At 61.9% G+C, this 26,296-nt stretch carries 22 protein-coding genes and 3 pseudogenes; 11 read left to right on the forward strand and 14 right to left on the reverse strand.

The features are described from left to right. Positions 1–33 precede the first annotated feature (33 nt). Together V1289_RS04755 and V1289_RS04760 are read right to left on the reverse strand one after the other, a co-directional pair. Positions 34–1,158, reverse strand: coding sequence for an amidinotransferase (locus V1289_RS04755; protein WP_334395851.1), 1,125 nt, complete (start codon positions 1,156–1,158; stop codon positions 34–36). Positions 1,159–1,461: 303 nt separating this feature from the next. Beyond that, on the reverse strand, positions 1,462–1,803 hold the full coding sequence (locus V1289_RS04760; RefSeq protein WP_334407279.1) for an ABC transporter substrate binding protein: 342 nt from the start codon (positions 1,801–1,803) through the stop codon (positions 1,462–1,464). A 729-nt stretch (positions 1,804–2,532) separates the two neighbouring features. Between V1289_RS04760 and V1289_RS04765 the strand changes: the two genes are divergently transcribed. Next, positions 2,533–3,543: a hypothetical protein gene (locus V1289_RS04765; RefSeq protein WP_334395852.1), complete on the forward strand. Its 1,011-nt coding sequence runs from the start codon at positions 2,533–2,535 to the stop codon at positions 3,541–3,543. On the opposite strand, the pseudogene V1289_RS04770 reads toward V1289_RS04765, so the two are convergent. Beyond that, a pseudogene (locus V1289_RS04770) lies at positions 3,508–3,959 on the reverse strand (SOS response-associated peptidase family protein); the annotation flags it as partial. The gene V1289_RS04765 and the pseudogene V1289_RS04770 overlap by 36 nt on opposite strands. A 324-nt stretch (positions 3,960–4,283) precedes the next feature. Between V1289_RS04770 and V1289_RS04775 the strand changes: the two are divergent. Then, positions 4,284–4,421: pseudogene (locus V1289_RS04775) on the forward strand (serine hydrolase); the annotation flags it as partial. A gap of 4 nt (positions 4,422–4,425) precedes the next feature. Further along, a complete protein-coding gene (locus tag V1289_RS04780) occupies positions 4,426–5,721 on the forward strand; it encodes a serine hydrolase domain-containing protein (RefSeq protein WP_334395853.1) in 1,296 nt (431 codons plus the stop codon). Between the two features lie 181 nt (positions 5,722–5,902). Here the strand turns inward: V1289_RS04780 and V1289_RS04785 are convergent, their stop codons facing one another. From V1289_RS04785 to V1289_RS04810, 6 genes and pseudogenes are all read right to left on the reverse strand, one after another. Further along, entirely contained in the window at positions 5,903–7,021 is a 1,119-nt protein-coding gene (locus tag V1289_RS04785) for a cobalamin-independent methionine synthase II family protein (protein ID WP_334395854.1), read from the reverse strand. A 123-nt stretch (positions 7,022–7,144) separates the two neighbouring features. Next, positions 7,145–7,861 (reverse strand): ABC transporter ATP-binding protein, encoded by a 717-nt coding sequence (locus V1289_RS04790; RefSeq protein ID WP_334395855.1) that lies wholly within the window; start codon positions 7,859–7,861, stop codon positions 7,145–7,147. Next, positions 7,854–8,606, reverse strand: a complete 753-nt coding sequence (locus V1289_RS04795; protein ID WP_309178269.1) for an ABC transporter ATP-binding protein — start codon at positions 8,604–8,606, stop codon at positions 7,854–7,856. Before V1289_RS04795 ends, V1289_RS04790 begins: the two co-directional genes overlap by 8 nt. Continuing rightward, positions 8,603–9,634, reverse strand: coding sequence for a branched-chain amino acid ABC transporter permease (locus V1289_RS04800; RefSeq protein WP_334395857.1), 1,032 nt, complete (start codon positions 9,632–9,634; stop codon positions 8,603–8,605). Before V1289_RS04800 ends, V1289_RS04795 begins: the two co-directional genes overlap by 4 nt. A gap of 7 nt (positions 9,635–9,641) precedes the next feature. Beyond that, positions 9,642–10,511 (reverse strand): branched-chain amino acid ABC transporter permease, encoded by an 870-nt coding sequence (locus V1289_RS04805; RefSeq protein ID WP_334395858.1) that lies wholly within the window; start codon positions 10,509–10,511, stop codon positions 9,642–9,644. Between the two features lie 124 nt (positions 10,512–10,635). Then, positions 10,636–11,810 (reverse strand): annotated as a pseudogene (locus V1289_RS04810) (ABC transporter substrate-binding protein). 423 nt (positions 11,811–12,233) lie between these two features. Between V1289_RS04810 and V1289_RS04815 the strand changes: the two are divergent. Further along, positions 12,234–12,512 carry a hypothetical protein gene (locus V1289_RS04815; protein WP_334395859.1) on the forward strand — a complete coding sequence of 93 codons (279 nt, stop codon included), beginning with the start codon at positions 12,234–12,236 and terminating at the stop codon, positions 12,510–12,512. A gap of 59 nt (positions 12,513–12,571) precedes the next feature. Here V1289_RS04815 and purU read toward each other — a convergent pair whose 3' ends face one another. After that, entirely contained in the window at positions 12,572–13,435 is an 864-nt protein-coding gene (gene purU, locus V1289_RS04820; RefSeq protein WP_334395860.1) for a formyltetrahydrofolate deformylase, read from the reverse strand. A 139-nt stretch (positions 13,436–13,574) separates the two neighbouring features. On the opposite strand from purU, the gene V1289_RS04825 reads away from it, so the two are divergent. After that, complete coding sequence (locus tag V1289_RS04825; protein ID WP_334395861.1) at positions 13,575–14,417, forward strand: uroporphyrinogen-III synthase; 843 nt, start codon at positions 13,575–13,577, stop codon at positions 14,415–14,417. On the opposite strand, the gene fcl is transcribed toward V1289_RS04825, so the two are convergent. From fcl to V1289_RS04840, 3 genes are all read right to left on the reverse strand, one after another. Next, positions 14,418–15,374: a GDP-L-fucose synthase gene (fcl, locus tag V1289_RS04830; protein ID WP_334395862.1), complete on the reverse strand. Its 957-nt coding sequence runs from the start codon at positions 15,372–15,374 to the stop codon at positions 14,418–14,420. Further along, the gene (gmd, locus tag V1289_RS04835) at positions 15,355–16,440 is read right to left on the reverse strand and encodes a GDP-mannose 4,6-dehydratase (protein WP_309178278.1); all 1,086 of its coding nucleotides are present in this window, start codon (positions 16,438–16,440) and stop codon (positions 15,355–15,357) included. The genes fcl and gmd overlap by 20 nt, the downstream gene beginning before the upstream one ends. A 248-nt stretch (positions 16,441–16,688) precedes the next feature. Next, positions 16,689–17,363 (reverse strand): Crp/Fnr family transcriptional regulator, encoded by a 675-nt coding sequence (locus V1289_RS04840; protein ID WP_334395863.1) that lies wholly within the window; start codon positions 17,361–17,363, stop codon positions 16,689–16,691. Between the two features lie 383 nt (positions 17,364–17,746). On the opposite strand from V1289_RS04840, the gene V1289_RS04845 reads away from it, so the two are divergent. The 6 genes from V1289_RS04845 (at position 17,747) to V1289_RS04870 (ending at position 25,038) form a co-directional block, all read left to right on the forward strand. Beyond that, the gene (locus V1289_RS04845) at positions 17,747–18,568 is read left to right on the forward strand and encodes an ABC transporter ATP-binding protein (protein ID WP_334395864.1); all 822 of its coding nucleotides are present in this window, start codon (positions 17,747–17,749) and stop codon (positions 18,566–18,568) included. Next, positions 18,565–20,496, forward strand: coding sequence for a long-chain fatty acid--CoA ligase (locus tag V1289_RS04850; RefSeq protein ID WP_334395865.1), 1,932 nt, complete (start codon positions 18,565–18,567; stop codon positions 20,494–20,496). The genes V1289_RS04845 and V1289_RS04850 overlap by 4 nt, the downstream gene beginning before the upstream one ends. 214 nt (positions 20,497–20,710) lie before the next feature. After that, complete coding sequence (locus V1289_RS04855; RefSeq protein WP_334395866.1) at positions 20,711–21,604, forward strand: branched-chain amino acid ABC transporter permease; 894 nt, start codon at positions 20,711–20,713, stop codon at positions 21,602–21,604. A gap of 3 nt (positions 21,605–21,607) precedes the next feature. Then, positions 21,608–22,681, forward strand: coding sequence for a branched-chain amino acid ABC transporter permease (locus V1289_RS04860; protein WP_334395867.1), 1,074 nt, complete (start codon positions 21,608–21,610; stop codon positions 22,679–22,681). Between the two features lie 55 nt (positions 22,682–22,736). Next, positions 22,737–24,020 carry an ABC transporter substrate-binding protein gene (locus V1289_RS04865; protein WP_334395868.1) on the forward strand — a complete coding sequence of 428 codons (1,284 nt, stop codon included), beginning with the start codon at positions 22,737–22,739 and terminating at the stop codon, positions 24,018–24,020. 178 nt (positions 24,021–24,198) lie between these two features. Further along, positions 24,199–25,038, forward strand: a complete 840-nt coding sequence (locus tag V1289_RS04870) for an ABC transporter ATP-binding protein (RefSeq protein WP_334395869.1) — start codon at positions 24,199–24,201, stop codon at positions 25,036–25,038. A gap of 14 nt (positions 25,039–25,052) precedes the next feature. On the opposite strand, the gene V1289_RS04875 is transcribed toward V1289_RS04870, so the two are convergent. After that, positions 25,053–26,204, reverse strand: coding sequence for an AGE family epimerase/isomerase (locus tag V1289_RS04875; protein WP_334395870.1), 1,152 nt, complete (start codon positions 26,202–26,204; stop codon positions 25,053–25,055). Between the last annotated feature and the right edge of the window lie 92 nt (positions 26,205–26,296).

The raw sequence follows: 26,296 nt of genomic DNA on the forward strand, positions 1-26,296 counted from the left end.
CGGCGCAATGTGGATCTCGCGGAGGGTCGGCGCTCAAAAATAGCTCTCCAACGTGCCGCGCCGCCGGATGTCGAGCGTGGCGCAGTGGAAGGCGCCGCCAAATGCGGCGTAATGCAGGAACTCGCATGGAATCGGTTCGAATCCCCATTTCTCCATCGCGCGCATTGTTACTGTGTGATGGGGATCAACGATGACGCGCTTCTCGTCCACTGTCAGCACGTTCATGTTGAGCCATTTCCCGCATAGCGAGGTGATCTTGAGCATACGATCAGTGATCGGGTCGGGCTCCGGGGCCACAAGGATGTCCCATTTTTTCAAGATGGCCGGGAGACGGTCGGCGTCTATGTATTCGGGATTGATCAGAATCTTGCCGGGCCCAAGCGGCAATATGGTGGTATCGATGTGCATCGGATTAGGACAACGGCTCTCGATCTCATGAATGCGATAACCGTCCCCAAGATGGCGACGTAGCCATTCAATACCGGACGCATTGGTTACGTTGCTGCGGATCACGAACAGGTCGCGCCCGCAGCGAAAGAAATCGGCGGCGTCGAAGACCGGTTCGAATTCAGTCAGGATATACGAGATCGGCTCGCCTTTTTCGGGGACGCGAAACTTTGCATCGAACAGCTCGTTCGTCAGTTGCGGCCTGGGCGCGGCAGTCCAGCGCGCGCCGCGTCGGAAATAATCCTTCAGGATCGGACGATAGGAGTGCGTCTCGAAGTAGCGACACGGCCAAACCATCGGCGTTTCGATGATCTCGTCGCCGATCACGAGCATGCTGTCGCGCGGGCAGCTATTGCAGAACCCGTGCGAAGACCATTCCGGCGTGCTGAAGCGTTTCTTGTGATCAACCGGTTCCGGCCGCGTCACCACGATGCCCAGCGACTGTAACAGCGCAACAAAGCCATCAAGCTCGCGCTGCGCCGGTTCGATCATGATCTTTGGATAACGGAAGCCTGAGAGCAGCGACTGGGCCCGCGCAGCCATGCCCGGAACGTTGCAGGTGACGACCGGATGGTCGGACGGGATGACCGCGCCCTCGAGCCTTCCGACGATTACTTCCTCCAGCGGATCCCACTCATTGTGCGAGTTCACTGGAGAAACCCGGCCCGCTGGGGCCGCGTCCGGGCCGATCGTACGCGTGACCATGTCCATCGCATGAGGCCTCTGAGGGCTACAACGGTCGCGCATCCGGGAGGTTCCAACGGGAGGCGGACGCGGTCGGCGGGCGATGAGTTGGCGTAATCTAGGACCGGGGACGGCTCGTATGTTTAGATTCGAAAGACTGGAGCGGCCTGCCGACTCAACTGAGACGTCGAACCAGGCATTAGCGTGAAAGTGTCCAAGCCCGCTTTGGGTCAACGCTTCACTTTGACCCTGCGCCGCTTACTTCCGGTCTACGTCGATAAACCAAACCTACTGACGGTTGTCATGTCTCAAAGGTGCTAACAACGGAACTCATTCGACCACCTCGTCGGCGCGGGCGAGGACTGTCGGAGGCAGCTCGATCCCTTTTGCGATGCGGAGGTTGATCCTAAGATCGAACTTGGTAGGGCGCTCGAAGGGCAAGTCGCCTGGCTTTGCGCCTTTCAGAACGCGATCAAGCTGTGAGATCAAATGGCGCGTGGCGTCCGAGAAATCGGGCCCGAACGACATAAAGGCGCCATTGGCGACCCAGTCGGGTGAAGGAAAAATCGCGATGCCGGTTACGTTGCGACCGGGACGCGTGAGGCTAGTAGCGCAGCTTCTGCCTCTCCCTCCCGCGTTAGCTTCGTCTACTCCGCGGCAAGCTCCAGCCAGCCCTCCTTGAAAGGGCTCACGGTCGTCCGAGCCATTTGCGCATCCTTGGCCGCAATACCGGCGCGGCCAGCGCTACATTGAAGAGCTGACTGAGCCGCAGGGCTTAAGGGTATTGATCGAGTGCCCGTGCAAGCACCCTTCATGTTTCTGGGCGAAGGCAAGCAAGCCCATGATCATCAAAGCCGCCAGAACAAGTCCGTCTACGAGGTTCTTCATCATGGCTACCACTCCACGGGGTTAGCTCACTACGTAGCAGGCGACCGCGCCGCCAAACATGATGAACACCGTGGGCGCAGCCGTCAACGCGCTGCAAGACCGATTTGAGCCCGGGTCGACCATGTCGGTTCCTGGGGGCAAAGCTGACTTGGCGCTTGCGAGCCCGGACTTCTGAGTTTGACCCGACTCGGACATCGGGATGGATCATCGCGGGCGCGCGGCTTGGCGATCCCCGAATCCTAACAGAGCGGGCAGCAACTCGCGGCCCGATCCACCACGCACATCCAAAGTAGGAGAAGACACGCTGCCGGGATCGAGCTTTCGCCACGGCAAAATAAGCTAGACAATTCGACCCGATCCTGCTTCACTACAACCATTGATAGAATATGTTTTTGTTTCAGGTAAACATGAGTAGTCAGCGGATGTTTATCGGAGCTGGCGTTCCGCTGCTCGTGACGCAAAATTCTTCGAGTTCGCTACGTTCGGCGAATACTTGCCTAGGCTGGAGGGGCTATGACCACCAAACACCTTCGCATTGCGGCCATCATCGCGGTTCTGTTACAGTTCGGCGCCGGAGCATTGGCGAGCGCCGCCGAGATCGGCACGAAGTTTCCCGACGACTTCCCGGTGATCCGCAACTTCTATCTCGGCCAGCCGGTGATTGGCTTTGGCTCCCATACCGGCCGCATCGAGCACGTCCCAGTGATCTTCCTCCACGGCAACAACGACACCCCGTTCGCGACCGCCTGCAACCCCTTTGGCCGCATCCACGCCTTCGCGCAATTCTTCCTCGATCACGGCTACCGCCCGAGCGAGCTCTGGGGGCTGGGTTATCAAGGCGATCAGTGCGATCTGGCGCAGGACAATACCCATCGCTCAGGCATCTCGCACACTACTGCCGCGGCTGTGCCGATCCTGCGCGAATTCGTGCAGGCGGTCCTCGACTTCACTGGCGCCAAGCGCGTCGACATCGTCGCCCACAGTCTCGGCGTCACCGTGGCCCGGGAATGGATGCTGCAGGACAATGCCTATCGCAAGGTGCGGGCGCTCGTCGCCATCGACGGACCCAATCATGGCATCATTGACTGCTCGCCCAGCCCGGTCAACTTCTACCAGCTGGCGAGCGGCGGCGGCTTCACGCCGAACAGCGCGGTATGCGACGAGTACGGTTCCGACCACACCCAGTTGCTCACAGTACTGAACGCCGCGGGCGAGACGCCGGGTCCCACTCGTTACCTGGTAATCCGCAACAAGCCAGGAACACCGGACTTCGTCTACAACAGCCTGCAGGACGGCGCCCTCCCCGGCGTTCCCGCCGAGGATCGCGACGGCAAACCGCATGATTTCACCGCCAGCGCCGGCCTCGCCGGCGCCGGGACGATCGACCTTGTCGGCCAGGGTCTATTCGACACGGTCCTCTTCACCGCCCATCTCGGGATCCTGAACTCTCCCGACGCGCGCAACGCCGCACTGCAGTTCTTGACCTCGTTACCAGGACGGGCCGATCGGGAGGCCGCAAATTAGAGCAAGACCTAGAGCAAACATCCGGCAGAGCGGCCTTTGTAGTACCCGCGCCTCATCCCATGGCGCGCGCATCCAGACGTCACGCTCCTCCTCGCCCGTCAGGATCACCGGCATGGCTTTGGGTGGGTCGGTTCGACGATGGCATTCGGTGCAGTTGTCAGGAAACCATAGACCAGATGCGGGGCAGGAATGGGTTTCGACTCGGTGCCTCTGTCTCCCTTGAATTCGGTCATGCCAGCGAACGCGAACGGCGGACTCTCCTCATTCAGGGCGAACCACACGACGTCCTTCTTTTTGGTGTCGGGGTTCGTCTCGGGCTCGTATTCCGCGAAGCTGTTCGTCGCCGGGACCAGACAGCGGTTCTCTGGCTTGAGCCAAGCCCGCTAGTGCGGCGACGACGTGTTGCTGATGTTGGTGAACCGGGTATCCGACAGCACGCGCTAACCTTTCCGGACAGCGTCTTGGCTCGGGTTGACAAGGTCATCGAATGAAGGCGAATGACTTCCGCTCCTGGCACGTTTGAGACATGCCGGCTGACGCCGGCAATGTCTGCTTTCTGCGGGCTATTTCGGAAGGCCCGTTTCAGGCTCGTCAGGACCGGTTTTGACCCTGGCTGTGTCAAAGCGGAAGTTACCAAGGGCCCAAGCCGACTGGCATTGCAGCGGGGATCCAGTGAATAAACTATTTGACGTCGTTACCCGGCGCACTACCCTGAAGTTCAGCGAAGCTTTTTTGTCAGGGACAGCGCCGGCGGCTGCGAGATGGTGATCGACCCCAAGCAGGACATGTTCTTCGTGCTGCTTGAGCAGACGCCTTCGGAACGCCAGCGTGTCCAGCGGACCCTCGAGCAGATCGCCCATGAATCGTTGGAGAACTGACGTTTTGGCGGGGCGTCGCCTTGTTGCGGCGGCGCTTGCGATTTTTTTTATCGGCGGCTGGCCGCACGAGGCGCGAGCCGAATCCCAGGTGCCGCCGTCCCGAGCGGCGCTCGCGCCAACTTTCTCACGCGCGGCCCTTGATCGTATTGGCGATTACATTCGCAACGAAGTCGCGACAGGCGAGATTCCCGGCGCGATCTTGCTGATCCAGCAGCACGGCAAGCCGGTCTATTTCGAATGTTTCGGCGTGCGGGCCCCCGAGACCGGGCAGCCGATGACGCCGGACACGATTTTCCAGATCTATTCGATGTCGAAGGCCGTCACCTCGGTCGCCGCGATGATGCTGGTCGACGACGGCAAGCTGGCCCTCGATGAACCCGTATCGAAATACATTCATGCCTTTGCGGATGCAAAAGTCGGCGTCGATCTTTCCGATGAAGCAGGACAATATCCGCTCAAGCTCGAGCCGTTGAAGCGCCCAATCACGATCAGGGATCTGCTCCGGCACACGTCGGGTATCACTTACGGCTTCTTCGGCGAAACCGCGGTGCAGAAACTCTATGCCAATCCCCAGCTGTACGCCGGCGATTTCGATAACGCCGAATTCGCCGACCGGATCGCGACACTGCCGCTCGCCGATCAGCCCGCAACGCGTTGGAATTACAGCCATTCAACCGACGTGCTCGGCCGTGTCGTCGAGGTGGCCTCGGGGCAGACGCTGTTTCAATTCGAAAAGCAAAGATTGTTCGATCCTCTCGGCATGTCCGAGACCGCATACTATGTCGCAGATCAAGCGAAGTGGCCGCGCATTGCCCAGCCATTTCCCGTCGATCGATTTCGGGTGGCGGGAATCAAGGACCCGACATTGCCGCGGCGCTGGGAATCCGGCGGAGCGGGGCTAGTCTCGACGATCGGGGACTACGCCCGCTTCCTGCAAATGCTGCTGAACGGAGGCAAGCTGGACGGCAAGCGGTACCTCAAGTCCGAGACGGTCGCACTGATGACGTCGGATCAGATCGGGCCGGAGACAGGGATCATTCATGATCCCTTCTATTTTCCGGGCCCGACCAGCGGCTTCGGTCTTGGCTTTGCCGTGCGCACCTCACCGCCGCCGAACACGACATGGCCGTTGGGTGAATACCGCTGGGACGGCGCGGGCGGCAGCTTCTATTTTGTCGATCCCCAGGACGACATGCTCGTTATCTGCATGGTGCAGGCCCCGACGCAGGGCGGTCGTATCCAACTGGCGCTGAAGACGATCATGTTTGAGGCGCTGGGCAAGGGCCTGCGCAAGGATTGACAATCGCTGGATCCCCGTTTCGCCCTTCGTTCGAACCCCTTGGAAGTACGATGCCGCCACGAACACACTCGTCACGCCCGGACTTGATCCGGGCATCCATCAATCTTCAAAGAAGATGGATTGCCGGGCATGGGCGAGCGGAAGCGACGCCGTCCTTCGGACGGCAACGACGGAGAAGCGCCTACTTCCCCCACACCTCGTTGGCGACGTCGACCGCGAGCTTCAGTTTGGCCCACTGCTCTTCCTCGGAGAGGATGTTGCCCTCCTCGGTCGAGGCAAAGCCGCATTGCGGCGACAACGCGAGCTGATTGAGCGGCGCGAATTTCGCTGCCTCCTCCAGCCGCCGCTTGATGTCGTCCTCCTTCTCGAGTTCGCCGAACTTCGAGGTGATGACGCCGACCACGACGATCTTGTTGCCCTTCGGCAGATAGCGCAACGGCTCGAAGCCGCCGGCACGGTCGGAATCATATTCGAGGAAATAGCCGTCGTAATTGGTGCCGCTCAGCATGGTCTCCGCCACCGGCTCGTAGCCGCCGGAAGAAATCCAGGTAGAACGGAAATTGCCGCGGCAAACATGGGTCGTGATCACCATGTCGGCCGGCCGCTCGGCGATCGCGTAGTTGATGATGCGGGCGTAGATTTCCTGCAGGCCATCGGGATTGTCGCCGCGCTCGCGGGCCTTTTGCAGTTCTTCCTGCGAGCACAGATAGGCCCACACGGTGTCGTCGAACTGCAGATAGCGGCAGCCGGCGTCGTAGAACGCCTTCACCGCCTTGCGGTAGGTCTTGCCGAGATCCTGGTAGAACGCATCGAGATCGGGATACACCTCCTTCGAGATCGCCTTGCGGCCGCCGCGGAAATGCAGCACTGCCGGCGACGGGATCGTCATCTTCGCCGTGACATGCGCCGTGTCGCACTGCTTCTTCAGAAAGCGGAAGTGATCCAGCATCGGATGATTGTGGGGAAAGTCGATCTTGCCGATCACGCGAATGGCGTCGTGCCGGGTCTCAACGCCCGCGAACTGAATCCCCGTGTCGGGATGGAAAAGCTCGCAGCCGGTGAGATGGCTGAGAAAATCGAAATGCCACCACGAGCGGCGGAACTCGCCGTCGGTCGCAAGCTTCAGGCCGATCGAGGCCTGCTTGTGTACGACCTTCTCGATCTCCAGATTCTCCGCCTTGCGCAGGTCCTCGGCCGTGATCTCGCCCTTCTCCAGTTTGGCGCGCGCTTCCTTGATGCGCGGCGGCCGCAACAGGCTGCCGACCTCGTCGGCGCGGAAAGGGGCTTTGGTTCGCTGCATGGTCGTCAACTCCCGAGATTATAGCGTTTTCAAGCGAAGTGGGTACCGGTTCGCATAGCAATCAAGTTTACGCAGATTGCGTAGACTTATCTGCGGTAGAAAACGCGTCAAACAAAAAGACATTCAATGTGCGGCGGCGCCCGAGACGCCAAGGAAGCGCTCGAGCACGGCGGGATCGGCCTTCAGGGCAGTGCTTGCCGCGTCGTGGACGATCGCGCCGCGCTCCAATATCACAACACGATCGGCCAGCCCCAGAATCTTTTGCGCATTCTGCTCGACAATGATCGAACAGATGCCGCCGGCGCGGGTGATGGTGCCGAGCGCCCTCAGCAGCTCCTCGACGATGATCGGCGCCAAACCCTCGGTCGGCTCATCCAGCAGCAGCACTTTTGGATTCAGCGTCAGCGCCCGGCCGATCGCCAGCATCTGCTGCTCGCCGCCGGAGAGCTGGTTGCCGAAATTATTGCGGCGCTCCCTCAGGCGCGGGAACATCTCGTAGATTTTGGCCACCGTCCACGGCCCGGGCTGCGCCACGGCCGTCATGTTTTCCTCCACCGTCAGCGAGCGGAAGATATTGCGCTCCTGCGGTACCCAGCCGATCCCGGCCCGCGCCCGCTGGTCCGGCCGCATTGGCGTCAGATCGAGCCCGCCGAGCCCGACGGTGCCGCCGAACCGGCGGGTGATGCCGACGATCGAATTGATCAGCGTGGTCTTACCGGTGCCGTTACGGCCGAGCAGCGCCAGCACCTGGCCTTCGGCGAGCGAAAGCGTCATGCCCGGCAGCACCACCGCCTCGCCATAACCGGCGCGCAGGCCTTCGATGGTGAGTAGGTCAGACATCGGCGGCCTCGCCGAGATAGACCGCCTTGACCTGCGGATCGCGCGCCACTTCGCCCGGCGGGCCCTCCACCAGCATGGCGCCGTTGACCAGCACCGAGATGCGGTCGGCGAACGAGAACACCAGATCCATGTCGTGCTCGATCAGCAGCACCGTGACATCCCGCGGCAGGGCCGCGACCGCGGCCAGAATATCGTGACGCTCGCTTTCGGGGACGCCGGCAGCGGGCTCGTCGAGCAGCAACACGCGCGGCTTGGTCGCAATCGCGACCGCGATTTCGAGCAGGCGCTGCTTGCCGTAGGGCAAAGTGGCGGTGAGGTCGTTCATCACGTCGAGCAGGTGAAAGCGGCCAAGCGTCTCCGCAATCTCGCCATTGACGTCGCTGCGCGTGCCCATCCGCCGCCACCAGTCGCCGCCGCGGCCGAGCCGTTCGGAGACCGCGAGCCCGATGGTCTCGAGCGGCGTCAGATCGGCATAGAGCTGGTTGATCTGGAAGGTGCGCGACAGCCCGCGCAGCACCCGCTTGTGAACCGGCAAATCGGTGATGTCGTTGCCTTCCAGCAGGATGCGTCCGGCATTGGGCTTGAGCATGCCGGTCAGGAGATTGATGACGGTGGTCTTGCCGGCGCCGTTCGGCCCGATCAGCGCATGGCGGGCGCCCTGCTCGACGCTGAGCGAAAGGTCGCGCGTGACCCGGAGGCCGCCGAACGATTTTTCCAGGCCTTTGGTTTCCAGTGCGACAGTCATGACGCATCACTTTCGGGAACGGCAACGACGGCCTTGCGGCCGGCGAATTGCCGGATGACGAGGTTCGGCAACCACAAGGCCCAGCGATGAATCCGCGCGCGGCCGACCAGCACGATCACGACAAGCACGAGGCCGATCCAGAATTGCCAGTATTGCGGCGTGATGGTCGAGAAGAACTCCTGCAGCATCTTGAACACGACGGCGCCGATCAGGCCGCCATAGAGATAGCCGGTGCCGCCGATCACCAGCACCAGCATCAGATCGGCGGAGCGTTCGAACGAAAACACGTCGAGCGAGGCCAGCGCCGTGGTCTGGGTGAACAGCGCGCCGGATATGCCGGCATAAAAGGCCGCCAGCGTATAGACCGCGATCAGGCGGCGGTTGACGGGCACGCCAATTGCCGCGGCGCGCAGCGGATTGTTGCGGATCGCGCGCAGCGAGAGGCCGAACGGCGAGTCGACGACGCGGCGCGCCAGCAGGAACAGCACGAACAACACGATCAGCGAATAGAAGAAGCCGGTCTTGCCGAACATGTCGAAGGCGAAGTACCCAAGGATCGGCTGCATCTCTATGCCCTGCAGCCCGTCGGTGCCGCCGGTGATGTCGGAATAGCGTTCCGCCAGCGCCTCCAGCAGCAGCGCGATCCCGAGCGTCACCATCAGCCGGGTCAGGTCGACGCCGCGGATCACCAGGAAACTGGTGAGAAAGCCAAGCACGGTGGCGACCAGGCCTGCCGCGACCAGCGCGATGACCGGCTCGTTGATGACGCCATGCAGCGCCATCAGCCCGGCCGAATAGGCGCCGACGCCGAAAAACGCGGCGTGGCCGAGCGAGACGATGCCGGCATAGCCGAGGATCAGGTCGAGCGAGAGCGCAAACAGCGCCAGCCGCACGATGTCGGTCATGATCAGATAGCGGGAGGGAAACAGGAACGCGCAGACAGCTGCGAGAATCCAGAACACAATCTCGGCCGGACGCCAACGGGCGCTGGCCATCGCATGGGATGAGAGGTCGGGAAGCGCGGTCATCGCAAGCTCAACGCGTAGCGGTGCGGCCGAACAGGCCGTTTGGGCGCCAGATCAGGATCACGATCATGATGGTGTAGATCACGAAGGGGCCCATCTTCGGCACGTAATATTTGCCGGCGACGTCGCCGATGCCGAGCAGCAGCGAGGCCAGAAACGGCCCGGTGATGCTGGAGGAGCCGCCGACCGTCACCACGATCAGGAAGTAGATCATGAATTTCAGCGGGAAATACGGATCGAGCCCGAGGACTTCCGCGCTCAGCGCGCCGCCGAGGCCGGCAAGGCCGCAGCCGAAGGCAAAGGTGAAGGCGAAGACCTGCGGCACATTGATGCCGAGCCCGCTGGCGGCGCGCGGATCGTCCACCGCGGCGCGCAGGCGGCTGCCAAACCGCGTGCGGGCCAGGATCAGCTGCAATGCCACCGTGAGCAGGCCGCAGATCACGATGATCATCAGCCGGTAGCGGCCGATGCCGACGCCGAAGAAGTCGAACTGGCCCTCCAGCGCCGCCGGCAATTTGATGAAGATCCGCGACGATCCCATGATGTAATCGACCGCCGCGACCGACATGAAGACGAGCCCGACCGAGAACAGCACCTGGTCGAGATGGCTTCGCGTGTAGAGATGCCGGTACAGCGCGCGTTCCAGCACCACGCCGATCAGCGCGCTGGAGACGAAGGCCAGCGGCAGGCCGGCGAAGAACGGCCAGCCGGAATTATTGACCAGCACGGCGCAGACATAGCCGCCGGTCATGGCGAAGGCGCCATGCGCGAGATTGACGAAGTTCATCAGCCCGAGCGTCACGGCGAGGCCGCAGGCCAGCACGAACAGCAGCATGCCGTAGGCGACACCGTCGAACAGGATCGTGAACAGCGTGGTCATTTAGGGAAAGTCCCAGAGCCTTTGGAAACCGTCATTCCGGGGCAGCGCGAAGCGCTGAACCCGGAATCTCGCGCGACAATTTCGAATTCGCGCCCGCGCGCGCCCCGGGATGACGACTTCGTCGTCACTTCTTCGTCTTGCCGGAATCCTTCACCGCCTCGAAGGTCTGGAACTCGACGTTGTAGAGTTCGCCATCGACCTTCTCGACCTTGCGGATGTAGATGTTCTGCACGATGTCGCGGGTTTCCGGATCGATCGAGATCGGGCCGCGCGGGCTTTCCCACTTCATGCCCTTCATCGCCGCGATCAGTTCGTCGCCGTCGGTCTTGCCGCCGGTCTTCCTCAGCGCCTCATAGATCAGGTGGATGCCGTCATAGCCGCTCACCGCCATGAAACCCGGGCGCGAATTGAAGGCCTTCTTGTAGGCGGCGACGAACTCCTTGTTCATCGCCGACGGATGCGCCGCGGAATACAGATGCGCGGTGACGGTGCCGAGCGCCGCATCGCCCATGCCGTTGAGCAGATCGTCGTCCATGACGTCGCCGGGGCCGATCACCTTGATGCCGGCCTTGTCGAGCCCGCGCTCGGCATATTGCTTCATGAAATTGCCGCCCTGGCCCGCCGGCACGAACACGAACACGGCGTCGGGTTTGGCATCCTTCATCCGCTGCAGGAACGGCGCGAAATCGGGATTGGCGAGGGGCACCTTGACCTCTTCGACGATCTCGCCGCCGCCGGCGGTGAAATTCTGCTTGAAGAAGGTCAGCGCGTCGTTACCCGGCGCGTAGTCGGACGTCAGCGTTGCGACCTTCTTGATGCCGTTCTTGGCGGCCCAGTCGCCGATGATGGTCGACGATTGCGCGAGCGTGAAGGAGGTGCGCACGATGTAAGGCGAGCGCGCTCGGTGATGATCGAGGTGCCCGCCGCCATCACGACTTCCGGGATCTTGCCCTGCGTCGCCAGCGGTGCGGCGGCAAGGGCTGCCGGCGTCACGCCGAAGCCCGCGATGAAATTGACCTTGTCGTTGACGATCAATTCTTGCGCGGCGGTCTTGGTCTTGTCCGGAAGCGCACCGTCATCCTTCAGGATGATTTCGATCTTCTTGCCGGCGACGGTGTCGCCGTGCTGCTGCATATAGAGCTTGATGGCGTTGTCGATCTGCTTGCCGGTCGATGCTTGGCCGCCGGTCATCGGCAGGATCAGGCCGATCTTGACGGAATCCTCGGCCTGGGCGGGCGCCACGGCAAGGACGGCCGCGATGGCGCTTGCGGCCAGCAATATTTGACTGCGGATAGACATGAAATTTTTCTCCCCCTGATCGGTCGTGTACCTTGAGCCGAGTCCCCGGCGTTGCCTCACCATAGCCCAGATTTTTCGGCCGTGTAGCGAGGCGACATGGCGTCTTCCGGCGGCTTGTTGTCAATCGGACGAAGGATGGGCTGCCGGCCCGAGGCCAGTCCGCAACGCTGTCCCGCTGATAGTGACAAAGAGCCGAACTTAGGTGCCATGATACCATCGTTGGTCGCGACCGACCACAGCTCGGCAGCCTTTGGGATGGCAGCGTTCGAATGGCGCGCCATCAGATCTGGGTGTCTCGTTATTTGTACGATTGTACAAATAAAATGGTCATGTCAACAAAGAAGCGGTTGGCTTGGCAAAACCGGGGCCGCCAGACGGCCCTAAATCCATCATCCTTAAAGGTCTAGATTGTAAGCTGTTGCCATGCTGATCCGTGCCCGCCATATCACCACACTCGCCGCGCTCTCGCTCGCGGGCTTTGCCTTGAGCGGATGCGGCACCATCAACGAGAAGCTCGCGGCCGGCGTCAGCGACGCCATTCCGGCATGGGCCGGCGGCATGCCGGCGGATGCCCCGCCCCGCCCCGGCACGGTGAAATACGACGAGTTCATGAAAGAGCGGGAAAGAAAGCGCCTGATGCCCGCCGCAGAGCGCGGCGAGGAAGCAAAGCCGGCACCGTCGTCGCAGGATGCCGTTCATTGAGAGGCGTTTTCGAGCGAAGAAAAACACGTCAAAGCCAAAAGTGAGTGCGCCTCACGCCCTCAATCCATGAACACCACCGTCTTGCGGCCGTTGAGGATCACGCGATCCTCGAGGTGGTGACGCATCGCGCGCGCCAGCACCCGGCGTTCGATGTCGCGCCCCTTGCGCGAGAGATCTTCCGGCGTATCGCGGTGGCTGATGCGCTCGACGTCCTGGTCGATGATCGGGCCCTCGTCGAGGTCGCGGGTGACGTAATGCGCGGTGGCGCCGATCAGCTTGACGCCGCGCTCATGCGCCTGATGGTAGGGACGCGCGCCCTTGAAGCCGGGCAGGAACGAGTGATGGATGTTGATGCAGCGCCCGGACAGATTTGACGTCATCTCGTCCGACAGGATCTGCATGTAGCGCGCCAGCACCACGAGATCGGTATTGCTGTCGTCGACCAGCTTCAGGACCGCCTGCTCCTGCTCGCGCTTGGTCTCCCTGGTCACCGGCATGTAGTGAAACGGAATCTCGCCGAAATCGAGATTGCCGTAGGTCTCGCGCGGATGATTGGAGACGATCGCGGTCGGGATCATCTCGAGCTCGCCGGTGCGCCAGCGGTAGAGGATATCGACCAGACAATGATCGGATTTGGAGACCAGCAGCATCACCCGGCGGCGGTTGGCGCGATCGCGCATCTGCCAGTCCATGCCGAAACGGTCGGCGATCACGGTAAAGCCGGTCTGCAATGCCGTCAATTCGACCGCAAGATCGGCGGCGGTGAACACCACCCGCATGAAGAATTTCTTGGTCTCGACGTCGTCGAACTGCTGGGCGTCCAGAATGTTCTGCCCGTTATGGGCGAGAAACGTCGACACCGCGGAGACGATGCCGGGGCGATCGGCACAGGACAGGGTCAGAACGAATTGATGATCGGGCATGGCGCGGACTTGATTACATCCAAGGCAGCAGGTGGAGCGGGTTTGCGGCCCTGCTCTATCACCGCCAACCTGCTTGCGCCAATCCCGAAACAGGAGTCAGGATGAACAAAGCACGCACGATCGACGTTGGAGTGAGATCATGGCTGACAGACTGAACGGCTACCGCATCCTGATCCTGGAAACGCGCGAGGAAGCGCAGTTTTCCCGCCTGCTCGCCGAACAGGGCGCCGATGTGCTGCAATGTCCGATGTTCACCATCCACGATGCGCCCGACCCTGCACCGATCGAGGCCTGGATCAGGCGGTCGATCGACAAGCCTTTCGACGATCTGGTGCTGATGACCGGCGAAGGCCTCCGCCGCCTGATGAAAGTCGTGCGGCGCATCGGCGTCGAGCCGGAGTTTATTGCCGCCCTCGGCACGGCGCGCAAATTCGCCCGCGGCCCGAAGCCCGGCCGGGCGCTGCGCGAGATCGGGCTGGAGCCGCAGATCACGACGGAGAAGCCGACGTCCGAAGGCGTCGCCGAGATGCTGTCGCGTCTCGACTTGAAAGGCCATCGTCTCGGCCTGCAGCTCTATCCGGATAAGGACCACAGCGTGCTGATCAATGCAATCACCGCGCAAGGCGCCGAGGTCGATACCGTGCTGCCGTACGTCTACGATGCACAGGCGGCCGACGCCAACATCGTCACCGCCATCGACGAGATGGCGGAGGGCTGCATCGATGCGATTGCGCTGACCAACCTGGGCCAGATCCGCCGTCTCGTGGAAGTCGCGCGAGCACGCGGATATGAAGCACGGTTGCGCGACGGGCTGGCGCGTACGCCAATTGCCTCGGTCGGACCTGCGGTGTCGGACGAACTCAAGTCCCACGGGCTGCGCACGGATATTTATCCGGCCAATGACGCCTACTTCATGAAACCGCTGATCTCGGCGATGGCGACGGCGCTGACGAAGGCTCCGCCGAGGCTGGCGGCGAGATAGCTACTCCGCCGCCTGTTTGGACTCACTCAGATACGCCCGATACGCCAGCTTGATCCCGTCCTCGAGCGAGGTGCTGGCGCGCCAGCCCAGTTTCGCGAGTCGGCTGACGTCCAGCAGTTTTCGCGGCGTGCCGTCGGGCTCTGAGGCGTCGAAGCTGATTTCGCCGCTATAGCCAATGGTCGCGGCCACCACGCGGGCGAATTCGGCGATCGTGATGTCTTCGCCGGTGCCAATATTGACCAGTTCGTCGCTGGAATACGTCTTCATCAGATGGACGCAGGCGTCGGCGAGATCGTCGACGTAGAGGAACTCGCGGCGCGGCGTGCCGGTGCCCCAGACCACCACGTTTTTGACCCCGGACATCTTCGCTTCGTGGAAGCGGCGGATCAGGGCGGCGACGACGTGACTGTATTCGGGATGATAATTGTCGCCGCGGCCATACAGATTGGTCGGCATCACGCTAATGAAGTCCGAACCATATTGGTGGCGATAGGCCTCGACCATCTTGATCCCGGCGATTTTCGCAATCGCATAGGGCTCGTTGGTCGGCTCCAGCGGCCCGGTCAGCATGGAATCTTCGCGTAACGGCTGCGGCGCCATCCTGGGATAGATGCAGGATGAGCCGAAGAACATCAGTTTCTCGGTTTTGTTGACGTGGGCGGCATGGATCACATTCGCCGCAATCGCCAGATTGTCGTAGAGGAATTCGGCGCGCAGCGTGTTGTTGGCGACGATGCCGCCGACCTTGGCCGCAGCTAGAAAAACCGCCTGCGGTCGTTTGGCGGAAAACCATTTGTTGACAGCGGCCAGATCACGCAAATCAACCTCGCTGCGCCTGACCGTCAACAGCTTGACGTCTTCCTGCGCCAGCCTGCGCACCAGTGCGGCGCCGACCATGCCACCATGACCGGCAACGTAGACTGTTTTACCGCTGAGCTCAAACGGGGTTCTTGCCATTGACGATCTCCCGTTTCGCGATCGCAAGATCGCTCGCCACCATTTCCCTGACGAGTTGCGCGAAGCTCGTCTTCGGCGTCCAACCGAGTTTTTCACGCGCCTTGCTGGCGTCGCCGATCAGGAGATCGACTTCGGTGGGACGAAAGTAAACCGGATCGATGCGAACAACTGTCTTGCCTGACTTCCGGTCAACGCCGGTCTCCTCGACGCCTTTTCCGCGCCATTCAATGCTGCGGCCAACCTCGGCAAATGCAAGTTCGACAAATTCACGCACCGAGCGGGTTTCGCCAGTCGCCAGCACAAAATCATCAGGCTTATCCGCCTGCAATACCTTGTGCATGCCCTCGATGTAGTCTCGAGCATGGCCCCAGTCGCGCTTTGCTTCAAGATTGCCGAGATAGAGCGCCTCATCCAGACCGGTCTCGATACGGGCAATCCCGCGCGTGATCTTGCGTGTCACGAAAGTCTCGCCGCGAATTGGGCTCTCATGATTGAACAGAATGCCGTTCGAGGCATACATGCCGTAGGCCTCGCGGTAGTTCACGGTGATCCAATAACCGTAAAGCTTGGCGACGCCATAGGGCGAGCGCGGATAGAACGGCGTCGTCTCCTTCTGCGGAACCTCCTGGACCAGGCCATATAGTTCCGAGGTCGACGCCTGATAGAACCGCGTCTCCTTTTCCATGCCGAGAATGCGGATCGCCTCAAGCAACCGCAATACGCCGATCGCATCGGCATTGGCGGTATATTCAGGACTCTCGAAACTAACGCCGACATGGCTCTGAGCGGCGAGATTGTATATCTCGGTCGGCCTGATCTGCTGCACCAATCGGATCAGGTTGGTCGAGTCCGTCATGTCACCATAGTGAAGCATGAACGGTACATTGCGCGTATGGGGATCTTCGTAGAGATGGTCAATGCGCGCGGTGTTGAAAGACGACGACCGGCGCTTGATTCCGTGTACGGTGTAACCGAGGCCGAGCAGATATTCGGCGAGATAGGCGCCGTCCTGGCCGGTGACGCCGGTTATCAGCGCCACACGCTGTTTCGAATCCTGAGCCAACATGTCTTCTCCAACAACACGGGGGGCACGCGAGCCCGACGGGCCCTTTACCCCGCCCCCAATTCGCCCAGTCAAATCCAGCGCGCAAGGGGGAGCCGCCAGCGGCAGAGGCCATAGCATCCGACCCCGCCGAAGTCTAATGCCAAAACCATTTGGAATCAGACCTTTAACCGACCAGCTGGGGCACCAGCCCCAAACTGGTTGGTCGGCGATTTATTGTTGAGATGCCGAGCTTGGGGCCCAAGCGCCTGTTACTCGCCATAGTGCCGCAATCGCTCGAGGTCGATGATGGTCACGCCGCCATATTCGAGTCTGAGCAAGCCCTGCTTCTCCAGCCGCTTCAGGCACTGGTTGGCATTCTGCCGGGAGATGCCGGACAACGCCCCGATCTCTTCCTGCGTGATCTCCAGATGCCGCGTCAGGTCCGGATAGAGAATGGGGTTGAACAACGAGGCGATCGAGCGCGCCAGCCGCGCGGTCGCATCCAGCGTGCGGCCGTGTTCGAGCAGCGCGATGAACTGGCCAAGCCGCTCATTGAGCTGGCCGACCAGGAAACGGTTGAATCCCACGCTGTTCTCGAACAGCCAGACGAAGGTCTTGCGGTCCATCATTGCGAGCCGGGTATCGCGCAGCGCCACCACGTCATAGCGCCGCGGCTCGTTCTTTAGAACGGTGCCCTCGCCGAACCATGCACCCGTGGTCAGACCCGCAAAACTGGCGGCCTTGCCGCCCCGGGACACGATGCCCATTCGGGCCAGACCGGAGACGACGCCAGTCCAGTACTCGAAATCATCACCGCGCATGAAGATGAATTCATTGGCGCGGTAGGATTTCTCGACAATGCCGGCGCGCGCGACCTCGATCTCGCGTTCGTTCAGTTCGCGTGACCAGGACGCGATGCGCTTCAGATAATCCGGAGCAATCATGATGTTGTCGACAGCGTCCCCACCCCAACATATTGCACCGCAACAATAATCGATCAGGGAACCGAAAGCGCGGGGCGCCTCCAAATTTACTGACCAATTGTCCGGCGCAAGACATTTCACCGTATCGCTTTCCCCTATGGAGGACCACCTCGCGTCACTCCGCTTGTCACCCAACGGGAGACGGCGCGAAGAAAGGGCTGGGGTCGGCGGGTGCGGCGTTACCGCGCACGATTTCGATGCACGGGAAAGAGCCCGATGACCTAGACCTCGATAAGAGGCATCATTAGTCGGATGGCCTACCGATACCGGCCAAGGTAAGATTGGCGTTGTGATTGCAACGAAAAGATAAAGAGCGCGCCAAGCGCCGTATCTGGAGGGAATGAGTGGCTTACACTTTGGAAGTGCGCGGGGTGTCACTGCGCTTTGGTGGCGTCCGTGCGCTGACCGAAGTGAGCTTTGGCGTCAACGATGGCGAGCTGTTCTCGATCATCGGCCCGAACGGCGCCGGCAAGACCTCGATCGTCAATTGCATCTCGGGCCGCTACAAGCCGACCGAAGGCCAACTGGTCTATCACGGCAAAGACATCACAGCACTCACCCCCAACGCACGGCCCTCGCTCGGCATCGGGCGCACCTTCCAGAATCTGGCGCTGTTCCACCATATGAGCGTGCTCGACAATATCATGGTCGGGCGGCATCACCTGCTGAAGAACAATTTCATCACGGGATCGCTGTACTGGCTGACCGGCGCGCGGCGCGAGGAGCTCGAGCATCGCCGCAAGGTCGAGGAGATCATCGACTTCCTCGACCTGCAGTCGGTGCGCAAGGCGACCGCGGGCACGCTTCCTTATGGCCTGCGCAAGCGCGTCGAGCTGGCCCGCGCGATGGCGCTGGAGCCGGAACTGATCCTGCTCGACGAACCGATGGCCGGCATGAACTTCGAAGAAAAAGAAGACATGGCGCGCTACATCGTCGATCTCAACGAAGAGTTCGGCATGACGGTCATGATGATCGAGCACGACATGGGCGTGGTGATGGACATCTCGCACCGCGTCATGGTCCTGGATTTCGGCCGCAAGATCGCGGAAGGCGACCCCGCCGCGGTGCTGGCCGACCCCCATGTCAAGCGCGCCTATCTCGGCGAGGAAGACGAGGTCTTGGTCGACCCCGACGACAAGCCCGCCGCCCCGGAGTGCGCGGCATGATGGATTACGCCGGTCGCGTCGCTCAAGCGGACACCTATCCGAAGATGCTTCGCCTCAACGCCAAAGAGCATGGCGGCGAGATCGCGCTGCGCGAAAAGGACCTTGGGCACTGGCGCGTCTTCAGCTGGAACGACTACCAGGCGCGCGTGCACGATTTCGCGCTCGGCATGGTCGAACTCGGCCTCGGCCGCGGCGATGTGATTGGCATCATCGGCGACAACCGGCCGGACTGGGTTTCGGCCGAAATCGCCACCCATGCGATCGGGGCACTTAGCCTCGGCCTCTATCGCGACGTGCTGGACGAGGAAGCGGCCTATCTGCTGAGCTACGGTAACGCCAGACTGGTGTTCGCCGAAGACGAGGAGCAGGTCGACAAGCTTTTGGCACTGGCCGACCGTGTCCCGAACCTCAAGCACATCGTCTATTCCGATCCGCGCGGCATGCGGAAATACGACGACCCGCGGCTGATGGAAGCCGACAAGCTTGCTGGCATGGGCCGCGACCGCGCCGCGCGCGAGCCTGATCTCTACGACAAGCTGGTGGATGCCACGAAAGGCGAGGATGTCGCGATCCTCTGCACGACGTCAGGTACCACGGCCAATCCAAAACTGGCGATGCTCGCGGCCGGACGGGTGCTGAAACATTGTGCGACCTATCTCTCGTTCGACCCGAAGGGACCCGACGACGAATATGTCTCAGTGCTGCCGCTGCCCTGGATCATGGAACAGGTCTACGTGCTCGGCAAAGGGCTGCTCTGCCGGATGAAGGTCAACTTCGTTGAAGAGCCCGACACCATGATGAACGATTTCCGCGAGATCGCGCCGACCTTCGTGCTGTTCGCGCCACGGGTCTGGGAATCGATCGCCGCCGACGTCCGCGCCGGCGTGATGGACTCCTCGCCGCTCAAGCAAAAACTCTACGACCTCGGCATGAAGACCGGGCTTGCGGCGCTGGCGCGGGGCAAGCATTCGATGCTGGCCGACCAACTGTTGTTCCGTGCGCTGCGCGATCGGCTGGGGTTTGCGCGGCTACGCTCGGCAGCGACCGGCGGTGCGGCGCTCGGGCCGGATACCTTCAAATTCTTCCAGGCCATGGGCGTGCCGCTGCGCACGCTCTACGGCCAGACCGAATTGCTTGGCGCCTATACGCTGCATCCGTTTGCCAAGGTCGACCCCGATACGACGGGCGTGCCGATGGCCGCCGACATCGAAATCCAGATCCAGAATCCGGACATCCACGGCGTCGGCGAAATCGTGGTGCGCCACCCCAATATGTTCCTCGGCTACTACAAGAACCCGGAAGCCTCGTTGGCCGACATGAAGGATGGCTGGATGCATTCCGGCGATGCCGGCTATTTCAACGACAACAAGCAGCTCGTGGTGATCGACCGCATCAAGGATCTCGCCGAGACCTCGCGCGGCGAACGCTTCTCGCCGCAATATCTCGAGAACAAGCTGAAGTTCTCGCCCTACATCGCCGAGACCGTGGTACTCGGCGCCGGCCGCGACGCGCTGGCGGCAATGATCTGCATCCGCTACTCGATCATCTCGAAATGGGCGGAGAAGAGCCGCATCTCGTTCACGACCTACACCGACCTCGCCTCGCGGCCGGAAGTCTACGCACTGGTGAGGAAAGAAGTCGAAACCGTCAACGCCACGCTGCCGCCGGCGCAACGCATCTCGAGATTCCTGCTGCTTTACAAGGAACTCGACGCCGACGACGGCGAACTGACCCGCACCCGAAAAGTCCGCCGCAGCGTCATCAACGAGAAATACGCCGGGATCATCGACGCGATCTATGGCGGCAAGCGCGACATCCCCGTCGACACCGTGATCCGCTTCCAGGACGGCACCACGCAACGCATCCGCACCACGCTCCGGGTGGTCGATCTCGCGCGGGAGACGGCGACAGCGGAGGCCGCGGAATGATCGCCCTGCAACAGCACACCGTGATGCCAGTTAGTACGCCCTCTCCCCTTGTGGGGGGCATCACCGTCGGTCAACGCAAGCGCGGTTGGGTGAGGGGTACTCTCTCCGCAATCGCGATGCCGAGAGAACCCCTCACCCGTCTTCGCTTCGCGAAGCCACCCTCTCCCACAAGGGGAGAGGGGAAGGTCGCCGCAGCTCAACGCGTGCAAATCACATGAACCTCCAGTTCCTGATCCAGCTCCTCGTCAACGGCCTCGTGGTCGGCACGCTCTACGGCGTGGTCGCGATGTCGTTTGTGCTGATCTACAAGGCGACCCAGGTCGTGAACTTCGCGCAAGGCGAGTTGCTCTTGATCGGCGCCTGGGTGTGCTGGGCGCTGCTTGCCAAATACCAGGTGCCGTTCTGGTTGGGCATGCCGATGACGCTGGTGTTCATGTTCATCTTCGGCATCGCGATCCAGATCCTGATCCTGCGGCCGATGATCGGCGAGCCGATCATCTCGGTCATCATGGTCACGATTGGTCTCTCGACGGTGTTCCAGGCCGCGCTGAAATGGATCTTTGGCGTCAACCCGCAGCCGTTCCCGCGGGTGTTCACCAGCCAATCGGTGAGCCTGTTTGGCCTGCAGATCCAGACCGTCTATGTCATGAGCCTCGTCGTCTCGGTCGCGATGATGATCGGCATGGCCTGGTTCTTCCGCGCCTCGAAATATGGGCTTGCGATGCGCGCCACCGCCTTCAACCAGCAGGTCGCGCAGTCGCTCGGCATATCCGTCAAAAGCGTGTTCGCGATGGCGTGGGCGATTTCGGCGACGGTATCCGCGGTCGCCGGCGTCGTGGTCGCCGTCGTTAACGGCGTATCCTCGGGCCTTTCCGGCTACGGCATCAAGGTATTTCCGGCCGCGATCCTGGGCGGACTCGACTCGATCGGCGGCGCGGTGCTCGGCGGCATCATCATCGGGCTCCTGGAAAACATCGCGCAATATGTCGACAGCGAATATCTGCACTGGGGCAATCTCTATGAAATCGCGCCGTTCTACGTGCTGATCATTATCCTGATGATCAAGCCCTACGGCCTATTCGGCACCAAAGACATCGAGCGGGTGTAATTCATGGCAGGTCCCTCCCTGATCCCGTCCGGCGACTTCCGCACCACTTATGCGGCGGACACCACGATCTTTCCGACCACGACCAGCCGCAACTTTGCGATTTTGGGCGTCGTCCTGGTCTGCTTCGCGCCGCTGGTGTTTTCGAACTACTGGCTCAGCATATCGATCCAGGTCGGCATCTTCGCGATCGCAGCCCTCGGCCTCAACATCCTGGTCGGTTTCACGGGACAGATATCGATCGGCCACGCTGCGTTCTTCCTGTTCGGCGCCTTCACCTCGGCCTACATCTCCAACAATCTGCCCATCCCGGTGTTCTTCGCCATTCCGCTCGCTGGCGTCGTCACCGCACTGGTCGGACTGATCTTCGGCGTGCCGGCGGCGCGGCTGAAGGGGCTTTATCTCGTCATCGCGACGCTTGCGGCGCAATACATCCTGCTCGATTTCTTTTCGCGCGCCGACTGGTTTTCCGGCGGCTCGGTGCCCGCCAGCGCCAATCCGTTCTCGATCTTCGGCTACACCTTTCGCGGCGATAAGCAATATTTCTACGTGGTGCTGGCCTATCTCGTGGCCAGCTATCTCCTGGTGACCAATCTGATGCGCACGCGGGACGGCCGCGCGCTGGTCGCGATCCGCGATCATTATCTCTCCGCCGAGATCATGGGCATCAACCTCACCAAATACCGCACGCTCTCGTTTGGGCTGGCGGCGTTCTTCGCCGGCATCGCCGGCGCGCTCTACGCACACTACCAGCTCGTCGTCTCCAACGAAGGCTTTGGCATCGAACGCTCGATCCTGTTTCTGGCGATGATCATCATCGGCGGCACCGGCTCGGTGATGGGTACGCTGATGGGAACCGCGTTCGTGGTGCTGTTGCCGGAAGCGATGGAATGGATCAGCGCTGGCCTCAAGGGCAGCGCGATCGACAAGGCGCTGTCGCTCAACAACAACATCACCTTTTTGCGCGAGATCACGGTCGGGCTGATCATCATCGCGTTCCTGATGTTCGAGCCCGACGGGCTCGCGCATCGCTGGCGGCAGATCAAGACCTACTGGAAACTCTACCCGTTTTCGCATTGAGGTTGGAACGGGACTGGCTACAATCGGTATCAACAAAATAACGGGAGGAAACACCATGACGATGAAATCCTTTTTGAGCACGGTTTCGCTGGCGTTATTGATCGGCGGCGCGTCAGCAGCCGCACGGGCGCAGATTGCCATCGGCCATCTTCAGGATCAGTCGGGCGGCACGTCCGACGTCGGCACGCCGTACGGACAGGGGGTCGCGGACACCTTCACCTGGGTCAACAAGAACGGCGGCGTCGGCGGCAAGCAGCTCAATGTCGACAGCAACGATTACGGCTACCAGGTGCCGCGCGCGATCGCGCTCTACAAGAAATGGTCGGCCCCCGACAGCAAGGTCGCGGCCATCATGGGCTGGGGCACCGCCGACACCGAGGCGCTGACCGGCTTCCTCGCGCAGGACAAGATTCCGGATATCTCAGGCTCCTACGCGGCGGCGCTGACCGATCCGGAAGGCACCAGCGGCAAGGCAAAGCCCGCGCCGTATAATTTCTTCTACGGTCCGAGCTACTCGGATTCGATGCGGGCGATGCTGACCTGGGCGGCCGAGGACTGGAAGGCCAAGGGCAAGCCGGGCAAGCCGAAATTCGTCCATATGGGCGCCAACCATCCCTATCCGAATGCGCCGAAGGCCGCGGGCGAAGCGCTCGCCACCGAACTCGGATTCGAAGTGCTGCCGCCGCTGGTGTTCGCGCTGGCGCCGGGCGACTACAGCGCGCAGTGCCTGAGCCTGAAGAGCGCCGGCGCCAATTACGCTTATCTGGGCAACACCGCCGCCTCCAACATCTCGGTGTTGAAGGCCTGCAAGACCGCCGGCGTCGACGTGCAGTTCATGGGCAATGTCTGGGGCATGGACGAGAACGCCGCCAAGACTGCCGCCGACGCCGCCGATGGCGTGATCTTCCCGCTGCGGACCGCGGTGGCCTGGGGCGGCAACGCGCCGGGCATGAAGACCGTGATGGAAATCTCCAAAATGTCGGACCCGACCGGCAAGGTCTATCGGCCCGTGCATTACATCGCAGCCGTTTGCAGCGCGCTGTATCTGAAGGAAGCGCTCGACTGGGCCGCCAAGAACGGCGGCGCCACCGGCGAGAACGTCGCCAAGGGCTTTTACCAGAAGAAGGATTGGGTGCCGGCCGGCATGGAAGGCGTCTGCAATCCCTCGACCTGGACCGAGAAGGACCATCGCCCGACGATGAAGGTCGATCTCTATCGCTCGAAGGTCTCCGGGCCGACCGACGGCGACATCAACGACCTGATGGCCAAGGGCACGATCAAGCTCGAGAAGGTCAAGACCGTCGAACTGCCGCGCAAGCCGGAATGGTTTGGCTGGTGAGGTAACACACCAACGTCACCAACGCTCGACTGTCATCCCCCGCCACCGGGTCTCGCCTTTGGCGAGCCCGGTGACAGGCTCCAGCAAGGAATCCAGTACGCGGCAGCTTTTCGCGCTCGCGCCTCTGGAATACTGGGTCACCCGACCTCGCGGGTGACGACAAGAAGGTAGTCAGGACATGACTCAAACTGTCGAAGCGGCACGCCCCGCACCGATCGCCGTCGCCGCAGCCCCGCTGCTCAGCGTGAACAACATCGAGGTGGTGTACGACGACGTCATCCTGGTGCTGCGCGGCTTGAGCCTCGAAGTGCCGCAAGGCGCGATCGTGGCACTGCTGGGCGCCAACGGCGCCGGCAAGTCGACGACGCTGAAGGCGATCTCCGGCCTGCTCAAGACCGAGGACGGCGAAGTTACGCGCGGCGAAATCGTCTTCAACGGCGAGCGCATCAACGGCATCGATCCCGACAAGATCGTCCGCCGCGGCATTTTTCAGGTGATGGAAGGCCGCCGCATCATCGCCGACATGACGTCGCTGGAGAATTTGCGGCTCGGGGCCTTCACCCGCAGCGATAACGAGGTCGGCGCCGACATCGACATGGTGTTCAGATATTTCCCGCGGCTGAAGGAGCGCACCGGCCTCGCCGGCTATCTGTCCGGCGGCGAGCAGCAGATGCTCGCGATCGGGCGTGCGCTGATGGCGCGTCCGAAGATGATCCTGATGGATGAGCCGTCGATGGGCCTGTCGCCGCTGCTGGTGAAGGAAGTGTTCGCGATCATCAAGGAGATCAACCGCGACCTCGGCGTGACCATTCTCTTGGTCGAACAGAATGCCCGCGCGGCGCTCTCGGTCGCCAGCCATGGCTACATCATGGAACAGGGCAAGGTGGTGCTCGACGGCAGCGCGGACGAACTGCGCGACAACGAGGACGTCAAGGAATTCTACCTCGGCGGCGCCGGCGACCAGCGCAAGAGCTTCAAGAACCTGAAGAGCTTCAAACGGCGGAAGCGGTGGCTGTGAACGCCATACGGCACTCAGCCAAGCACCTGCTCCGCCTCCGCGACCGCGCAAAGCACATGATAAAACGACGACGCAGGAATCGTGGCCACCAGCGAGTTGCCGTCGCGGTCGAACTGGTCGTACCACCCGCCGGGTACGGGGTGCGAAAGGTAGTGCCGTTCCAGGCGCGCCAGGGCGGCACGCGCCTCATCGGCAGCCCCGGCCTCGCCCGCCTCGGCCTGCGCGATCCACGCCTTGGCCATTTCGCTCTGCGGCCACAGGCGCCGCGTGTGCCGTCTGATGTTGCCCTCGGTGTCGCCCTCATCAACCAGGCAGCCGGTGGCGGCGTCGCGATAGCGCAGCGCCGACCCGAGCAGTTCGGCGCGTGGACGCCCCGTCGGGCAGCCGGTGATGCGTTCAAAGCCCTTCAGCAGCCAGATCCATTCCGCCTGATGTCCCGGCTCGACGCTGACCGGCTCGATTTTCGACCAGTCGTCCTCGAAATATTCGCCGAGCACGTGTTTCTGCTTGTCGTAGAGATTGGCGAGAAACAGCGCGAAGAAGTCGCCGGCGCGGTTCTGGAAGACGGCCTCATGCGTGGCGTCGAACACCGCGATCATCGCTTCGAACAGATGCATTTGCGGGTTTTGCCGCCGCGGCAGCGACGCCGGCAATCCTTCCAGAACGCCGCCATGCGGCGAGCGCAAATGAGCGTCCAGGAACGAGAGCAGCGCGTCGATTTCGGCGCGGACCTGCGCGTCACGGTCGAGCGTATAAACGGTTGCGAGCGCAAACAGCACGAAGGCGTGGTCATAGGAATCGCGCAGCGGGTCCAGGACCGCACCATCGGGCGTCAACATATGCACGAAGCCCGGCCGGCCGTCGGGCGCCTTGGCTTTGGTCAACAGATGATCCAGCCCCTTGAGCGCGATTTCGCGCCCCTGCGGATACCAGCCCATCTGCGCCGCCTTGGCGAAGCAATAGATCTGCCGGGCCTGCACGAACACGCGCCGGGGCGCGAGACGATCGGCGCGCCCATCGCGATCGAGCCGATCGACGAAGCCGCCCGACGTCGAATCCCAGCCTTCCCCGGACCACAACGGCAGGGCGTGCTCGATCATGCGCAGCTTCAGTCTCGCGACGATGTCGACAGAATCTTCCGTCGCGGCGGTTCGTGCTTCAACCATTACGTCCCCTGGGGCCTCTCCAACACCGGTGGCCGCCGTCTGATACCACGTGCAAGGCGGGGTGCAATCGGCCTGAACACACAGGACCAGCC

The sequence above is a fragment of the Bradyrhizobium sp. AZCC 2289 genome (genome assembly GCF_036924615.1).
Lineage (GTDB): Bacteria > Pseudomonadota > Alphaproteobacteria > Rhizobiales > Xanthobacteraceae > Bradyrhizobium.

Bases quoted from the DNA above. Each gene is read 5' to 3' on its own strand.
- V1289_RS04790 (WP_334395855.1), bottom strand. From the start codon at position 7,861: ATGTCTGACCTACTCACCATCGAAGGCCTGCGCGCCGGTTATGGCGAG.
- V1289_RS04825 (WP_334395861.1), top strand. From the start codon at position 13,575: ATGGCTGACAGACTGAACGGCTACCGCATCCTGATCCTGGAAACGCGC.
- V1289_RS04865 (WP_334395868.1), top strand. From the start codon at position 22,737: ATGACGATGAAATCCTTTTTGAGCACGGTTTCGCTGGCGTTATTGATC.
- V1289_RS04860 (WP_334395867.1), top strand. From the start codon at position 21,608: ATGGCAGGTCCCTCCCTGATCCCGTCCGGCGACTTCCGCACCACTTAT.
- V1289_RS04815 (WP_334395859.1), top strand. From the start codon at position 12,234: ATGCTGATCCGTGCCCGCCATATCACCACACTCGCCGCGCTCTCGCTC.
- V1289_RS04755 (WP_334395851.1), bottom strand. From the start codon at position 1,158: ATGGACATGGTCACGCGTACGATCGGCCCGGACGCGGCCCCAGCGGGC.
- V1289_RS04850 (WP_334395865.1), top strand. From the start codon at position 18,565: ATGATGGATTACGCCGGTCGCGTCGCTCAAGCGGACACCTATCCGAAG.
- gmd (WP_309178278.1), bottom strand. From the start codon at position 16,440: ATGTTGGCTCAGGATTCGAAACAGCGTGTGGCGCTGATAACCGGCGTC.
- V1289_RS04805 (WP_334395858.1), bottom strand. From the start codon at position 10,511: ATGACCACGCTGTTCACGATCCTGTTCGACGGTGTCGCCTACGGCATG.
- fcl (WP_334395862.1), bottom strand. From the start codon at position 15,374: ATGGCAAGAACCCCGTTTGAGCTCAGCGGTAAAACAGTCTACGTTGCC.
- V1289_RS04855 (WP_334395866.1), top strand. From the start codon at position 20,711: ATGAACCTCCAGTTCCTGATCCAGCTCCTCGTCAACGGCCTCGTGGTC.
- V1289_RS04840 (WP_334395863.1), bottom strand. From the start codon at position 17,363: ATGATTGCTCCGGATTATCTGAAGCGCATCGCGTCCTGGTCACGCGAA.
- V1289_RS04875 (WP_334395870.1), bottom strand. From the start codon at position 26,204: ATGGTTGAAGCACGAACCGCCGCGACGGAAGATTCTGTCGACATCGTC.
- V1289_RS04870 (WP_334395869.1), top strand. From the start codon at position 24,199: ATGACTCAAACTGTCGAAGCGGCACGCCCCGCACCGATCGCCGTCGCC.
- purU (WP_334395860.1), bottom strand. From the start codon at position 13,435: ATGCCCGATCATCAATTCGTTCTGACCCTGTCCTGTGCCGATCGCCCC.
- V1289_RS04765 (WP_334395852.1), top strand. From the start codon at position 2,533: ATGACCACCAAACACCTTCGCATTGCGGCCATCATCGCGGTTCTGTTA.
- V1289_RS04795 (WP_309178269.1), bottom strand. From the start codon at position 8,606: ATGACTGTCGCACTGGAAACCAAAGGCCTGGAAAAATCGTTCGGCGGC.
- V1289_RS04800 (WP_334395857.1), bottom strand. From the start codon at position 9,634: ATGACCGCGCTTCCCGACCTCTCATCCCATGCGATGGCCAGCGCCCGT.
- V1289_RS04785 (WP_334395854.1), bottom strand. From the start codon at position 7,021: ATGCAGCGAACCAAAGCCCCTTTCCGCGCCGACGAGGTCGGCAGCCTG.